Genomic DNA, 16,012 nt, shown 5'->3' with positions numbered 1-16,012 from the left:
GTCCATCGGTCGATCCGGTTATGTTGGTGTTTATTGGTGGTGATTTCGAAGATTATTTTTTTGGTCCTGAAAAGTTCTTTGGGAACATTAACCGGTATTCGAGTCAATCTATCCGAAAGTCCTTTTTCCTATCACGGTTTGCGTATTTGTTCAGCACCGAATGTGCCAATCGCTCTATAAGCCTTACCTGGGATAGTTTCTCCATTTTGAATGCCAAACCGTCCTACCACGCCAGAAGGCGCCCCATCAACAACTGGAGAGATGAACTGGCCTTTGACTGTTCCCCTGTAAGTTGAATCATTCGTTCTGAAGGATCCGCTGTATGACCTGAATGCGTCAGCACCTGAATTCTGAGTACCGGATGACCCTTCGAATCGATGGCGGTCAAAATCAGCGCTGATTTTGCCAGTACGGCTCTCAAAGTTAAATTCATCCTGGTATGTTCCCAGAGCTGTGTAGGTTCGACCTCCGTTGTAAACATTCCCGATCATGTGACCCCGATAGGTTACCGTCGGTCGCACCCCATCTTTGATTCTCTGAACTTCGGTTGCGGACAGAGTTTTTCCGGAAGCGAAGCTTCCAAGATGGGCATGCTGACGGCTTCCGTTTTTGGATGTGCCCGCCACGTCACCCATAAAGAAGCCCCATTTGATATGCTCGTAACCTTGTTTCTTACTTACTGATGGAGCACGTATCGATTTACGGTCAGAGGTTTCGAACTGACCAACCAACTCTTCAGATACCAAATCACCGGAAACAATCACCATATCATGATCATCGGGAAAGTTCTCGTCACCGAGCTCAAACTCGCCGTAGCGGCCTGGAGTGACGCTCAGGAGTCCGTATTCCGTTTCACTCTTGAATGCACTTTTTCCGCCTGCGCCGCCAAATTCGATGGTTCTCCCATCCGCAAGAGTAATCGTCGCCTTGAGAGTGTTTGCGGCACCATCGAAGCCGTGGAAACGCAGGTTCGCGGGATCATCGGGAAGAGAAAAGAAGGCAAGATTCGTGCCGCCCTCCTGTGCATTGGCCTCCGTTTCGATAATAGCCGCTGCATAGCCAATTATTTCCTGTTCGGAACCCTCTTCATTGACGAAACCATCGCGCATTGGATCTGATTTGGATATGTCTTCTTTACTGTAACCAAGTGCGAGCCTTGCAATAGCAAATGCCGTATCCTTGTCGCTGGTCATGCCGGTATCTTGAAACGACGCATTGTCGAAAGTGTATTGCCGTCCCAGTGGGCGTTCACGACCTCCTGTCAGAACGGTGGTTTCGAACTCGGGCGATCCAGTTCCAACTGTATCGGGTCGATCATCGAAAACCGTGCCTGCGTTCTCGATGACGAAGGCCCCCAACCGTCCCAAGCCCGGAATTTCAGGGTTTCCGCCACCCGCCGCCGTTGATCGAACAGGACCACCGATCAAGACAGAGGCGGACGTGCTCCCATCAGAGTTCAATCCCTTGGATGAACCGACTGTACGCGCATAAATCCGCGCGTCCGCCTCTGTCTCGGAAGTGGTCGAAAACTTGATTTCACCGATCGTCGCTGAGATCGTCGAGACTTGAGCGCCATCGCTGTTTGCCAATCCGAAATCGGCCTGTAACACTTTTGATGTGTGTACCCCATCAAGAATAGATGCACTCGGGTCGGCAACTGTATCGATAAACGGGTTAAGGACGAAAAGATCGGTGGACGTGAGATCTTTAACCGCCAAGTCAAAAGATCCTGCAGACCTTCTATCCAGATTGGTCCAGGTCTCGTTTCTCAGAAAAGCCCGCGCGACGCCGTCCGATGCATGAACGGTAAACCTGTCGATGCTATGCCCCGGCATTGACGACGACGGATCTTTTAGGCCGTCCAGATCACCCGTCGCAAAGATCAAACGATCCTCAAGACGAGTGCCTGTGAAACCATAATATTGGTATGCGACAAATCGATCATTTTCCTCGCTAATTCCACCAGTTTCAATTCTCTTTGGAAAGAACGGTTTGGCGTTTGGACTGTTGAAATATGCGAGTATTGTTATTTGATCCGGCGTCAAATCCTCTGTTGGTGTACTTTCGAGTATATCCTTGACTGGAAAACATCCTGTCGGATCGTCGCATGTAATCGTGAAGGCTGGGCGAGGCTGGGCAGAAAGATAAAAAAAGTTATCCGGTTCACGATCATCACCTATTGACGCCAAATCTATCCCGAATATCGTTCTCTCTACCTCGGCTCCATAGCCTCGTTTCAGCGTAACCCTTACATTCCTGGTATCAGGATATCCGTATGGATATCCATAAATATCATTATCGGTTACTTCGATCGAGGTTTCGATAGATTCGAAGTCTTTTCCTGATACTTCCCCATAACGTCCAAAATTCGATTCTGCCCATGAGAATGAAGAGCTGAAGTGAAATGAATTATTTCCACTAAAAGTAAAATCACTTCTGAAGGATGCGGGGTCGATCATAAAATCTGCGACTGAGAGATTGTCCGGGTTGGCAAGACCATATTGCGAACCTGTCCCAGACACATAATAGTAAGGTCCGGCAGATATACTCACTGAAAGTGAATCATAATCTTCAGCACTCGCTACCAAATCTGAACCTCCAAAAACAGATATGGCTGTTGGACCAAAACTACGCGTTGACAATACTCCACCGACGCGGCTTCGTCTGCCAGTGGCTGGCTGCGCCTGTTCAAGTATGAACTCTCCGTCAGACACACCAGATGTGTCTTCCGATATCGCATTTACGGTTCGTCCCAAACTGGGTTGAAAGCTGCCGGCAAGATTCAAAGTACCCAAGCCTTCCCCGAACGCAGCGGGCTCCGGTTCCGGCGGGTTGGGTGGTTCCGGCTCTGGCGAATCATCGTTCGGCGTGTTTCGCAGTTCCGAATCCTCGGCGCCTATCTTCGCGACAAATTTGGCCTCACTTTGCGTTTCGTCCGCATCGTCATCTCTTTCGTTGGACGCAACCGGCAACGAGCGTGTTCCGATCGACAACGACTGGTATGTTCGGGGCGCGACCCCGCTCGCAAGGCTGGGGTACAATCCTCGCTGATCAGCGAGCACCTCTTCTTCTGTCAGACGTTTGGCTTTGGATGGGCGTCCGCTAGCTGTCGTTACCTGGAAACCGGGTCTATAAATTTCACGACTGGTGCCATCGGAGGTAACAACCAAGCGCGTTCCATTGACCAGGTTTGCACGGGTGACGCCGTCTTGCACGCCGACAACGGCAGTACCGTTTTCAAGGCGGACCTTTCCGTTGGGCGTGTTCACGAGTATCGGCTGATCTACATTACCTAAACCTCCGGCAACGCGAATCAGCCCGGTCTGCAAGTCTATGGTTATCGCGCCGCCTGAAACACAGGAAACGGATGCCGATGAGTTTGGACCAAGCACGACAGAGGCGCCATCCGGATAGACAAGCTCGATCGTCTCTTCCAGACTGGACGCAAACTGTTTACTACTTGGGCAGGAAGGTGTGGCTTGGTTTATCGTTGATGCCCAGGAAGCCTGCGATGCAATCGCTAACGAGGACACGACCAGAATTAAGGCTGCCAGTGTGTAGGATACGATTTGAAAGAGATTCAGCCTCTTGATCTCTGTCCTGCTTGGACTTGAGTTTTGCATGCACCACCCCCATCACAAACGTCAAAAATCGAAGGTCAGGCTGACAGAAGCGAAAGTATTGTTGAACTCAAACAGGCCAACATCCGAATCCTGTCGAGTATAACCGACTTCTGTCAGCAGTCCATAATTCTGTGCAAAAGGGATCTTGAGTGATGCTGAGACTGTGAGAAGATCCTCCGCTCTTCCGCCAACAGCTGGAAAACCAATCGCTGTGATCCTTGGGTCGTCCGCTTCGTAATCGATATGGCTATAGTACCCGTTCAAGCTGCCAATCCAGGGCCCGTTGCTGTTGTCTTCACCGACGAAGATCTCCTTATCGATGCCCAAAACCGCCACAAATTGGTCATAGGCCTCGAACTGAACTTCGGCTGTCTTTTTTGCATAAAGCACACTACCTCGCACGTCCAAACCGGGAGAGAGAGCTCGTTTGGCAGAAATCCGCAGCCCATAGTAGCTGCCGTCGCGCTGATCCGTTGACACAGGTGGTTTGAAGTTTTGATCGCGCCAGAACGTGGCTATTGTTACATCCGTTCGATCATCCGGTAGAAAGCGAAACGCGAGACTTGGACCTGCTTCATTCAAGTATCTGGTGTTGTTGCGGTACGCGACATCACCGGCTATCCTCGCCTGCAACTGCGCGGGCATAGAGAGCAATCTCGTCAAGTTGAGATCGATACCTGCCGAAAGCGAATACCGATCAAAATCCAACACTGAGAATGAGTTGTACCTTTGAGAATATAGGGCTGCGTCCACGGCAAATTCATGTCCAGCCTGAGTTCCCAAATCATACCGAAATTCTAACTGCCCGAACACATACGCGGAGGTATCCGATGCGCCGACAGCGACTACGTTGCCAAGCCCCAAACCCGCGTCTGGCGTCGAAGGCCCAGAATTTGCATTGCTGTCCGATATCAGCCCAGCTGCGACATTCACCGAAAAACTGTACCGTCTGTTGCGCACTTCCGCGGTTGCAAGGTAGTTTTCTGCTCTTGCCCTGACCTCTGGTGGCACATTTGGAGCTGTTAGCGCTTCTCTGATGTAGGCCTCTCCGAGTTCGGTTGCGCCCGTTTCCAAATAAAGCACTCCAAGTTCAAGCCTGATGTTTGAAAGTTCAGGGTTAAGGGCAAGCACACGCTCAAGTGCTGCAATTGCTCCCGTCAAGTCACCCTCTGACGCCGCTACCCTCGCAAAAATAAAGGATGCTTCCGGATCACTTGGATTTGCTCGAACCGTGTTCAGAGCTTGAAAATACTCACGCGACTGAGCTGAAACCTGGTCGGCCAAACCTAGAGATGATGTCAAGATGACCAATAGTGCGAAAAATTTCTGTCTGTGAAACAAAAAATGTGCCCGATTTTTAGTCAAAGGTCTTCCTCCAAATACGCCCTATTTTTGGTAAACTTCATGCTATCGCGTTTGACCACCTCGCGGTAGAGTTTTGTTGGCATCTGGGAGGCCTTGTGACCTGCTCCCCTTGGAGTCCGCGTTTATAAGTTTGCTCTGTTGACCTGAGACCTTAAACCTCCTCCACTTTTGAGTAGGATCTGTCCCAAGCATTGGAGACGGAATATGAAGAAGTCACGATTTTCAGAAGAGCAGATCATCGGGATGATCAAAGAGCAGGAGGGCGGTGTCCCAACGGCTGAGGTGTGCCGCAAGCATGGCATCAGCACAGCGTCGTTCTACAAATACAAATCGAAGTTCGGCGGAATGGGGTGCTGTCAGACGAATTCGAACTAGTCTCAGCTTGTCGCCAAGCGCGTGAACCTATCCGGAACAAAGCTGACGCCATTCGACAAGGGCGGCGGTTCGGTTCAACTTGAAAAGTTTGCGAGATGAAAGGCTGCGCTCTTGGTTGAAGTGGTTTGAGACAGAGGCGTGCACGGAGGCGAATTTCTGCAGACTTCGCATGCGCCTGAAACGAAGCATGGCTCGTTCTCTTCGTCGGAAAGGTAAGTGCGAGTTCTCAGCCCTATTGTTCAACCAGCGGCCGGTTTCCTGCCGAGCACCCGCGCCGATCTGTTTCAAAGCGGCTCCGTAGGATCGGAGCTGGTCAGTAACAATCTCCTCAGCTCTGCCATGCTTTCGCATTGCTTTCTTTAGGAATTTCAATGCGGCCTTCTTGTCTCGGGTCTTCGTGACATAGCTTTCAAGCACTTCGCCTTCATGATCCACAGCCCGCCAAAGGTAGTGCGTCTGGCCATTGATCTTCGCAAACATCTCGTCGAGGTGCCAAGCCTCCGGTCGAGCATCTTGCGCATGGCGCCCACCTCAGCGGTCTTGTTAGACCGGCTGGCATCGACATCCACGATGATGCCGTGGTCCGTGTCGATCAGATAGTTGTCGGAATACGCAAAGAACGCGGGGCCTTTGCGCGCCGCTGTCCACTGGCTGGCTGGGTCAGCATGAGCTGTGAACTTGGGCTTGGCAGTAGTCGCTGCACCGAAGGCTTCGTCGTCCAAAGTGTCGAGATACTCGCGTACGGCACGCGGTGCATCAGCGGGATCAATCTCGCGAGCGGCCCAATCCTCGGGATTGCTGGAGTTCTGCTTTTGAACATCCGCGCTGATCAGGCTGGCATCGACTGCGAAGCCTTGACCACCAACCAAGCCTTCTTTCATGCAGCGGGCAACCGTCGTTTCAAACACATGGCGCAGCAGATCGCTTTCACGGAACCGGCCATGACGGTTCTTGGAAAAGGTTGAGTGATCCGGGATGCGGTCCGTCAGATCGAGGCGGCAAAACCAGCGATACGCAAGGTTCAGATGCACCTCTTCGCACAACCGCCGCTCGGATCGAATGCCGAAACAGTACCCAACCAGCAGCATGCGGATCAGAAGTTCAGGATCGATCGAGGGACGGCCAGTGTAGCTGTAAAAATTCGCCAAATGAGCGCGGACACTAGTCAGATCAACAAACCGATCAATCGACCGCAGCAGGTGACTTTGCGGAACATGATCCTCCAGCGAGAACTCATAGAACAAAGCTGCTTGCGCCTCTTGCCTCGGTCCCATCATCGCAATCCCTCCCGCTCGTTGAGAGAATTGAATCAGCGCTTTGGCCACCAAGCAAGCACGAGTTTTTCAACAAAATCGGCTCTGAGCGGCCCAATGCACATGCAGCATTGACGCCGTTAGCCGGCTCCCGACGACTGCCTTTGCGAAGGACGATACAATCCAGCCGCCAGCGCGGTGCTGGTGATTGGGTTTGGAGGGCGGATCGGAGGGCATATCATGCCAAGAGTCCAACTTCCCGCAACAACCCCGAAACGTAGAGCCTGGAACAAGGGGCGGATCATCGGCCAAAAACGGCCTTTGCTGCCAAAACAGGTCTGGGCGATCCGGGCACGGCTTGAACTGGCGGGCTATCTGCGTGATCTGGCTTTGTTCAACGTCGCCATCGATAGCAAGTTGCGCGGCTGTGATCTTGTCAGATTGGCCGTGTCTGACCTGGTAAAAGATGATCTTGTGCGAGAACGCGTTTCGGTCATCCAGAGCAAGACCAAGCGACCGGTGCAGTTTGAATTGACCGAAAACACACGCGATACCGTCTTGGCGTGGGTCAAATCGCCCGATATGTTTGCCTGCCGATTTATGTTCCCGAGCCGGTTCCATGACCGCCCACACATCTCAACCCGGCAGTATGGACGGCTTGTCCGCGATTGGGTAACGGCGATTGGCCTAGAGCCGAGTGGATATGGCACTCATTCGTTGCGCCGGACCAAAGCGGCGGAAATCTATCGAAAGACCGGCAATCTCCGTGCCGTTCAGCTGTTGCTTGGTCACACCAAAGTCGACAGCACAGTGCGTTACCTTGGCGTGGAATTAGAGGACGCCCTGAGCATCGCTGAGCGCATTGATATTTGAGGCATCTTGGCGAACGGTCCTGCCGTTCGCCATCTCAAAGCGCCTGTCGCTCCCTCATGCGGCGTTCAAGACGAGTTTACCCTCGCAGCCACCGCCCAAAACCTCAGAAAACTGGCCAAGCTCAAACCGATGGAGCCCGACGCAGGTTGAAGCGGCGGCCAGGCCTTCACGCCCGAAAGAAATCAAAGCCTTAGACTGCCAAATCGGGCAATCTCGGGCGACTTTTTCAACAAAATCAGCCCAGAGTGGCGGATGCTGCAGAGTACACGAATGGCAGCTCTAATGAAAATCGCGGCTTGGAAAGAGGCGCTTTGCTTGGTCGCGGGGATGCATGGCGCGGGCGGGATAGCGCGATTTTTTAGGAGTATCATCGGCGCGCGGGCCTTCGGTGGTCAGGGCTTCTGGTTCTGGGTGGCCCAGTTCAAAAAGCTTATGCGACATGTCCTGAATATCCTGCGCGATCAAGTGTACCACAATGCCTTCGCGTTGTAGATAGCCTGTGACGCGCAAGAGCCGCCCCCCCATAACAATCCGCCGAAACCGTTCATAGACTTTGGGCCAAACCACCACGTTACTGACGCCAGTTTCATCCTCAAGGGTTAGGAAAATCACGCCGGATGCGGTGCCCGGACGCTGGCGGGTGATGACAAGGCCGCAGACGCTGTAACGGCCCAGCGGGATTTCTAACAAAGACGCATGTGTCGTAAGCCCCGAAAGCGATGGGCGCAGCAACTCCATCGGGTGGGCGCGCAGGGTCAGGCGGGTCGAAACGTAATCTTCCACCACCTCTTCACCCAGCTGCATATTGGGTAATATGACGGCTGGCTCGTGAACGATTTCCCCGTCAATCGGATCGTTGAACAGGGGCAACGGACTGGGGCTTTTGATCGCCTTGACCTGCCACAACGCATCGCGACGCGTCAGCCCCATATCCGAGAACGCATCGGCCTCGGCCAGCCGTGTCAGAACGTCAGGGCGCAGACCTGCTCGCAGCCACAGGGATTGCGGGTCCTGATAGCCATTGCCACGCGCGGCAACGATCCAGCCCGCGTCCTCTTCTTTGAACCCTTTGATTTGCCGAAACCCCAGCCGTAACGTCAAAGTGCCATCTGGACGTCGTTCCAGCGTGTTGTCCCAATCGGAGTGATTCACGCATATCGGGCGGGTTTCAACGCCATGTTCGCGGACGTCGCGCACGATCTGGGCAGGCGCGTAGAACCCCATGGGTTGGGAATTGAGCAAAGCACAGGCAAAGATCGCCGGGTGGTGGCATTTCAACCAGGCGGACACATAGGCCAGCATGGCAAAGGCCGCGGCATGGCTTTCAGGGAAGCCATAATCGGCAAAACCTTCAATCTGTCCAAAACAGCGTTCAGCCACCTCTGGCGAATAGCCGTTATTCAGCATCCCCGCGATGAACTTGTCACGATAGGTGCCAATCGTTCCCATGCGCCGGAACGACGCCAGTGAGCGACGTAGATGATCGGCCTCTTCGGGCGTGAAGCCCGCGCCGACTTCGGCGATTCTCAGGGCCTGCTCTTGGAAGAGCGGCACACCCAGCGTGCGTTTGGTCACTTCTTCCAGAGCAGGACCGAAGGGCTCTGCGCTTTCCTGACCGTTTCGCCGCCGGATATAGGGCTGCACCATATCGCCTTGGATGGGGCCGGGGCGGACAATCGCGACCTCGATCACCAGATCATAAAATTCACGGGGCTTCATCCGGGGCAGGAAATTCATCTGCGCCCGGCTTTCCACCTGAAAGACGCCAATCGCATCGGCGCGACATAGCATGTCATAGGTGGGTGTATCGCCTTGGGGCACCGAGGCTATGCTGTGGCTGATATTGTCGTGTTCCTGCATCAGTGCAAAAGCCTTGCGAATACAGCTCAGCATGCCCAGCCCCAATACATCCACCTTAAGAATGCCGAGGGCGTCGATGTCGTCTTTGTCCCAGCAAATTACGGTACGTTCCTCTATCGCGGCATTCTCGATCGGCGCAAGCTCATCCAGCCGCCCACGGGTGATGACAAAGCCCCCCACATGTTGTGACAGATGACGGGGGAAGCCGATGATTTCTCCAATCAAGCGAATGGTCTGCATCAGGCGGCGGTCATTTGGGTCAAGGCCAAGTTCGCGGATGCGGTCCAGATCCACGCCGCCATTGGTCATACCCCATATCTGACTGGACAGGCCTGCGGTCACGTCCTGACTAAGCCCCATGGCCTTGCCCACCTCGCGGATCGCCGCGCGGGTGCGGAAATGGATCACGGTGGCGCAAAGCCCTGCCCGCTCACGTCCATATTTTTGATAAATCCACTGGATCACCTCTTCGCGCCGTTCGTGTTCAAAATCGACGTCAATGTCCGGCGGCTCGCCCCGGTGCTTTGAGACAAATCGTTCGAACACCATGGCGATCATGTCTGGACTGACATCGGTGATGCCCAAGAGATAACAGAGAATGGAATTGGCAGCAGATCCGCGCCCCTGACATAAAATGCCCTTGGATTTGGCGAATTGCACAATGTCATGCACGGTCAGGAAATAAGCGGGAAAGTTCAACTCTTTCACCACGGCAAGTTCTTTGTGCATCAGCTCAAGCGCCCTGTCCGACGGGCCATCCGGGTAGCGCCGCTTCAACCCCTCCTTGGCAAGACGTTCCAGACGGGCCTGCGGGGTTTCCCCAATCGTTTCCTCATGCGGGTATTCATAGGACAGCTCGCCCAGATCAAAGCTGCACCTATCGGCGATTTCCAATGTGCGGCGCAGCGCCGCCGGGTGGTTGTAAAAAAGACGCGCCATGTCGGCCCCGGCCTTTAGGCGGCGTTCGCCATTGGGCAGCGCGCGGGTGCCGATCTGGTCGATTGTGATATGTTCGCGCATACAAGTCAGCACATCAGCCAACTGTCGACGATTGGCCCGGTGCATCAACACATCGCCCACAGCGACCATTGGGGCAGACGCCCTTTGCGCCGCCTGCGCGCAGGCGCGCAGATAGGCCTGATCACTGCCGTCGTAACGGGGGGCGGCCCCTAGGAAGACATGGCCCGGGAAATGGCGGACAAGAGCACGGATATCTGCTGTGGCTTCTGCCAAACCACTTTGTGGCAGAGCAATCAGGATCATGCCTTTGCAGGCGGGGTAAAGATTTTTTCTGTAAAGCAGGCAGTCCCCTTTCTCGGCCCGGCGTTTTCCCAGGGTCAAAAGGCGCGTCAGACGTTGATAGGCGGCTCGGTCACGCGGCAATGCGAGCCAATCCACTGAACTGTCCTGCAAGATCAACCGGCACCCTACGATGAGCTTGGGCAACACGATCGCATCAGGCTTGGCGAGGGGACCACCTTGATCACTGACTTGCCGGGACGAACTGTCCATGCGCTGCTGGGATCGTATTTTTACACTGTCCTGCGTTTCACGTTTCAGCTCCATTAACGCAGACCAAGCCCGCACCACACCAGCCAGCGAATTGCTGTCTGTAATGGCAATGGCCGAAAGGCCCAGCTCGGCCGCCCGCACCACCAATTCTTCGGGATGCGATGCCCCAGTCAGAAAGGTGAAATTTGTGGTGACGCACAGTTCGGCGTACTCCTGCGCCTGCGCACGGGTTTCCAACATATCTCGCCGAAACGCCTCAACCGGGCGGTGGGTGCGATTGATTTCGATCATGCGAATTCCCCCTGCACAAACCAGCCGGGGTTTTGCGGCGTATAGAATAGCCACAACCTGCGCCCCTCACGTGTTTCCACCCGCCAGTAATCGCGCAGGCCGGAATGCCAGTTGTCATCTTGCAGCCACCATTCCGGTGCTATGCGCTCCGGCCCGGTGGTGCGGCCTGTGGTGAGCGACATTCGTCGCCAGCGAAAGCGCGTAGGGGGACGCGTGCCTGTTCCGGCAATCGGCTCTGGTGGGAACAGAGTGATCGGACGCGGGTGTGTGCTGACCCAACTATCGGCCGGGTCAGAATACGCCACAGGTGCAACGATAAAGCTGCGCTCGGGAATATGACTGTCAGCGGGTAGGAAGCGCTGGATGTTCTCCAACCCGATCCGCGTGCCAAGGCGCGAGATCAGATCGTCCAGCTTGCCTTTTTCGCCACCTGAAACATGGCTGATCTGCTGCACCGGCAGGGCCTCTACCTGTGTGGCTTCCAGCCGTAGCTGATCAATGCCGAACCCGGCATCAACCTCGCTCAGTCCTCGCTCAAAAAGCGGCAGGATGCGCTGTGGGTCACGCAGGGGGCTGGCCAGCCGCAGTTCGACCTGCTGGTGTCCCTGATCCACCCGGCGCAGAGTGATGCACAGGTTCCGCGCGCCCACTTCCTGTGTTTTCAATTTCGCACAGAGCTGGACAAGAAGCCGCTCGGCACCTGCCATCACATCCGACAGCAAGCCGATCGGTTCTGGCAGCGTCATCCGCACCGCATAATGTGGTGGGTCAGCATAAGGGGAAATCTCTTCGGGCTGTGTGCCCAAAGCCTGATCCAATCGCAGCAAAAGACCGGGGCCAAACCGGCGGGTCAGTGGCGCACGCGCGGCCCCCGCCAAGTCGCCAATGCTGCGCAACCCCAAACGTTGTAACGCGACGGATATGCTGTCGTCGATTCGCAGCGCCGCGACTGGTAAGGACGTCAAGGCGGCCAGCGCCCCGCCGCTGGGGGCGACACCCTCGCCATAATGCGCTAAAGCCCAGGCCGCCCCACGGGTATCTGCGAGACCTATCTGTGTTGAAATCCCGGTGCGTATCAGGCGCATGCGCATGTCGGCCAGCATGGCCGCCTCTCCGCCAAACAGATGCGCCGAACCAGTGACATCCATCACCAGCCCATCCTGGCCCTCAAACCCAACCCATGGGCAATAGCGGGTTGCCCAGCGACGGAGCGTCTGCAAAAGCCGCTGGTCCTGCTCAGGTTGCGCCACCTGGCTTTGCAGGCTTGGACAAAAGGCCCGCGCATCCGCATAGGGCATCCCCTGATGCAGGCCTTGTTGTGTGGCAGCGGCATTCAGGCAGTAAATCCGGTTGGCATTTTTCTGCTTCAGCGTCAGCGCAAAAGGCCCGTCGATGTGGCGCTGGCGTAAAACCCGGTCACTCGCGAGCCGGGGAAACCATAATGATACGACGCGACGCTGTATCCCATCGAACATGCCAAACACCCAATGTTCCTGATTTGTTCTTAATAAGCTCCCACTTTTGCAGAGTCGAGTCTTTGGGGTCGAACACGGGGGTGCAACGCCAACGCGTTTCCGCCGCATTGCTGCCCATGCCTTCGGGAATAACGGCCAATCCCGTGGACATTCCATCCCGCGCAGCCAGCTGCAATCGCCGCCCTTCAGTCAAGGTCAAAGGCTTATTCAGAGACATGACAACCAGCGACACAGCACCAGACCGCAAGGCCTCTTCTGCAACTGCAAGCGTCTCGGGCTGATTTTGGGTGTTGCAGATTGTTAGTGCCACAGGCTCTACGAAATCAGAAAAACCTGTTGGGTTGATCTGAGTGCTGTCCCAATTCTCGCGAACCCACATTGTATGACTGGCCAATCGCGCCGCAAGCGCGAAGGCAAACACATATGCGCCCGCCCCACAAACCTCATGTGTGCGGAATGTGGCAGGCGGAAAAAACAGAACTTCGGCATTTTGCATGGGTAGAATGTAGCGAGAAACACCGGGACCGAACAATACCGGACCTTAACGCAACCGCAGCGAATTCACCCTTTGTCCGCGTCTGGTTAGTTGGAACGACTTGCGGCGAAGGGGCGGTCTGGGTTTAGGCAAATTTGGCGCCTGTGAATGACCTCTGTGGGTGGCTCCTGCATTGCAAGTGTTTTCTGGTGATATTCGCGGTCATTTTCGTCAGTACTGTCGTCTGTCCGGCCTGTTTATGTTTTGGCATTGCCTCCACTGGCCCTGATGAATTCCGCAGGACCGATGGCGCCTGGTTGCGTCTGCCGCCGCGCACCGGCTGGCAGGCATGGGTCGAAGATGAGGGCATCCTGCTTGTCTACGACGGCGCGGGCTGGATCGGGACCACGCCGGACGCGCTGCAGAACCTCGCGCTGCTGGGGCTCGGGACCAACGCCGATGCGTCTAACCCGTTCGCGGCCAAGCGGAACGCCGCACTCTGGACGGCGAAGACCGTGGCCGAGGGCGGGACCGGCGATCTGTTCTACACGATGAACAAGGAGGCCGAGGGCGACGATCTGGGGCTGACCCTGCAGACCGGTTTCGTAACGAAGGCGCTCGTGGGCCTGTTTGGCTCCGACCGCTTCCGGCTCGCGGTTTCCGCCGATGGGAGCACCTTCTTCGACGGGCTCAGCGTCGACAACGCCACCGGCATCGTCGAGCAGCCGCAGCTGCCGCGCTTCAAGGCCTGGACCAACTACGACAACTACGTCGGCGTCGGAGCCTGGACGAAGATCGGCCTCAATAACACCGACTACAACGATCAGGGCGCGTTTGATGCCGGGACCAACCTGTTCACCGCGCCCGTCGATGGGACATACCTCTTCGGAGCAACGCTGCTCTACAAGATCAACGCCAGCGCCACGGCGCGCATGCGCGGACGGCTCGTGCTGAATGGAGCGACCGAAATCCGCGGCTCCTTGGGCGAGAGCTCTGCCACCCATGTCTCTCTGGCCACTGCCATCTGGCTGCAGACCATGGTGCCGCTCACTGCGGGCGATACCGTCGAGTTGCAAGGCTATTTCCGGGTTGCGGACGGCTACTTCTCCGCCGATCACACGTCATTCTGGGGCTGCAAGGTCGGTTGAAGGGCGCGAGTGCTTTGCACGCTCTTACAATCGGCGAGAGATGTCTGGCAGAGGCGCGGCTTGGCAGCCGCAGGATCCTGTGATAGCTGACGTCGCAAAGTTGCGGATCTAGGGGCATCGTCGCCGACGCGACCGGCTCGGCCCGGACCTTAGGCATCTTCTTCTGCTGCCGCATCAGCATAGCGCAATGCTGCCATTCGCAGTACAAGACCAAGGTCTTTGCTAGATCGCAGCAAGTTGGGCTATGCCGACAATGACAAATATCTAGAAATCAGTTCCGAAATTCACATGAAGAAAGCGCCGTCGGACCTTGGCTTGAGCGTTCTACCTGTTCATTCTGAAGTAATGATGATCAGAAGTCGTTTCGCTTTTTCTTGAGGGGATGGAATATGGAAAACTTCGCATGAGTACTGTCAAAAAGGTTCATGCATGCTCCGGGCAACCCTCCTGTCACGTCGTGTTTCTTCACGGACTCGGGGGGAGCATTGAGGAAACTTGGAAAAGCCGAAAAACTGGTGATTTCTGGCCTGCTTTTGTTGGCGAGACAGTTGGAGATATCGATGTCTTTTGCGTCGGTTATAGTGCCTCACCTTCAAAATGGCTGGGTTCTGCAATGCCATTACACGATCGAGCGGCTGAACTCATAGAGACTATGCGGGTCAACAACATCTTCGACCGACCAGTTGTATTTGTTGCACATAGCCTAGGCGGCTTGCTGGTAAAACAAATTCTACGGCTTGTTTGGACGCATAACGTTGAAGACTGGCAAGCAATCAGAGGTAAGATCCGTGGTGTTTCGTTCATTGCGACGCCGCATAGTGGTTCCGATATCCCGCGATACCTTAGGGAACGTCTGATCAACCGGTTCGGCTGCGCCGAGATTTTGGCTTGATGGTCTGGCAAGGCGTGAGACAGGTTGTTTGCGGCCGGTCAAGCGGCTTCAGGGCTGCCATTTCGGCGTTTTGGCGTATTCTGGGCGGACTCATCCTCATGCCATCAGCCTCCGTCGCACCAGAAACAGGTTCCCGAGTGCGAACAGCGTGAAGAGCTGGGCGCGGTTCTTGGCGAGGCCCCGGTAGCGGGTTTTCACGTGGGCAAACTGGCGCTTCACGATCCGGAACGGATGCTCGACTTTGGCTCTCACCATCGCGATCACCCGGTTGATCCGTTCGTCGAGGGAATGCAGCTTGCCACCCTTGGGCGCCTTGCGCATGACGCCCCAGAACTTGCCCGGTCCCGTGAACGCCGCCTCGCGCTCGGCGCTGACATAGCCCTTGTCGGCCCAGACCGAAGTTTCCTCGCCGTGCAGCAGGTCGTCCCAGACCTGGCTGTCGTGCAGTCTGGCGGTCGAGGTGTCCAGGCTGTGAACAACGCCGCTGTCCGCATCGACGCCGATGTGGGCTTTCATACCGAAATACCAGTCATTTCCCTTCTTCGTGGACGACATCTCGGGGTCGCGTGCACCCGCCTTGTTCTTCGTCGAGGACGGCGCGTCGATGATGGTCGCATCGACCAAAGTCCCCGAGCGCAGGGTGATCCCCTTGTCTGCCAGATGCGCGCTCACCTCCGCGAAAATCGCCTCAGTCAGCCCATGCCGTTCGAGCAGGTGGCGAAAGTTGAGGATCGTAGTCTCATCCGGAATGCGGTCGTCACCCAGCTCGATCCCGGCAAAGCGGCGCATCGCATCGCTGTCATACAGCGTCTCTTCTGCCATCGGGTCGCTCAGGGCATACCAATTCTGGAGGAAATAGACCCGCAGCAT

At 55.6% G+C, this 16,012-nt stretch carries 9 protein-coding genes and 3 pseudogenes; 4 read left to right on the top strand and 8 right to left on the bottom strand.

Going from position 1 to position 16,012, the window contains the following annotated elements:
• Positions 1-131: 131 nt before the first annotated feature.
• A complete protein-coding gene (locus NANH_RS28350; protein ID WP_139236656.1) occupies positions 132-3,623 on the bottom strand; it encodes a hypothetical protein in 3,492 nt (1,163 codons plus the stop codon).
• 21 nt (positions 3,624-3,644) lie between these two features.
• Positions 3,645-4,988: a tetratricopeptide repeat protein gene (locus NANH_RS27765; protein WP_081710409.1), complete on the bottom strand. Its 1,344-nt coding sequence runs from the start codon at positions 4,986-4,988 to the stop codon at positions 3,645-3,647.
• A gap of 204 nt (positions 4,989-5,192) precedes the next feature.
• Between NANH_RS27765 and NANH_RS25305 the strand changes: the two are divergent.
• Positions 5,193-5,336: pseudogene (locus NANH_RS25305) on the top strand (transposase); the annotation flags it as partial.
• Between the two features lie 54 nt (positions 5,337-5,390).
• Here the strand turns inward: NANH_RS25305 and NANH_RS27760 are convergent.
• Positions 5,391-5,858, bottom strand: a pseudogene (locus NANH_RS27760) (IS6 family transposase); the annotation flags it as partial.
• Positions 5,859-5,863: 5 nt separating this feature from the next.
• Positions 5,864-6,640, bottom strand: a pseudogene (locus NANH_RS25300) (IS5/IS1182 family transposase); the annotation flags it as partial.
• A gap of 216 nt (positions 6,641-6,856) precedes the next feature.
• Between NANH_RS25300 and NANH_RS0103220 the strand changes: the two are divergent.
• Positions 6,857-7,489, top strand: coding sequence for a tyrosine-type recombinase/integrase (locus NANH_RS0103220; RefSeq protein WP_027260739.1), 633 nt, complete (start codon positions 6,857-6,859; stop codon positions 7,487-7,489).
• A gap of 279 nt (positions 7,490-7,768) precedes the next feature.
• Here the strand turns inward: NANH_RS0103220 and NANH_RS0103215 are convergent, their stop codons facing one another.
• The 3 genes from NANH_RS0103215 to NANH_RS0103205 are packed head-to-tail and all read right to left on the bottom strand — an operon-like array spanning position 7,769 to position 13,123.
• Positions 7,769-11,152 (bottom strand): error-prone DNA polymerase, encoded by a 3,384-nt coding sequence (locus NANH_RS0103215; protein ID WP_027260738.1) that lies wholly within the window; start codon positions 11,150-11,152, stop codon positions 7,769-7,771.
• A complete protein-coding gene (locus NANH_RS0103210) occupies positions 11,149-12,627 on the bottom strand; it encodes a Y-family DNA polymerase (protein WP_027260737.1) in 1,479 nt (492 codons plus the stop codon). The genes NANH_RS0103215 and NANH_RS0103210 overlap by 4 nt, the downstream gene beginning before the upstream one ends.
• Positions 12,569-13,123 carry a hypothetical protein gene (locus tag NANH_RS0103205; RefSeq protein ID WP_027260736.1) on the bottom strand — a complete coding sequence of 185 codons (555 nt, stop codon included), beginning with the start codon at positions 13,121-13,123 and terminating at the stop codon, positions 12,569-12,571. Before NANH_RS0103205 ends, NANH_RS0103210 begins: the two co-directional genes overlap by 59 nt.
• A gap of 248 nt (positions 13,124-13,371) precedes the next feature.
• Between NANH_RS0103205 and NANH_RS25295 the strand changes: the two genes are divergently transcribed.
• Together NANH_RS25295 and NANH_RS28345 are read left to right on the top strand one after the other, a co-directional pair.
• Positions 13,372-14,250 (top strand): DUF2793 domain-containing protein, encoded by an 879-nt coding sequence (locus NANH_RS25295; protein ID WP_245601514.1) that lies wholly within the window; start codon positions 13,372-13,374, stop codon positions 14,248-14,250.
• Positions 14,251-14,653: 403 nt separating this feature from the next.
• Positions 14,654-15,142 carry an esterase/lipase family protein gene (locus tag NANH_RS28345; RefSeq protein WP_161631358.1) on the top strand — a complete coding sequence of 163 codons (489 nt, stop codon included), beginning with the start codon at positions 14,654-14,656 and terminating at the stop codon, positions 15,140-15,142.
• A 96-nt stretch (positions 15,143-15,238) separates the two neighbouring features.
• On the opposite strand, the gene NANH_RS0103190 is transcribed toward NANH_RS28345, so the two are convergent.
• Positions 15,239-16,012, bottom strand: a 774-nt coding sequence (locus tag NANH_RS0103190; protein ID WP_027260735.1) for an IS5 family transposase, incomplete at its 5' end; no start/stop codon positions are given.

The organism is Sedimentitalea nanhaiensis DSM 24252 (genome assembly GCF_000473225.1).
GTDB classification, from domain to species: Bacteria; Pseudomonadota; Alphaproteobacteria; order Rhodobacterales; family Rhodobacteraceae; genus Sedimentitalea; species Sedimentitalea nanhaiensis.
The sequence above is the reverse complement of the archived record's forward strand: the minus strand, read 5'-3'. Positions and strand labels throughout refer to the sequence as shown.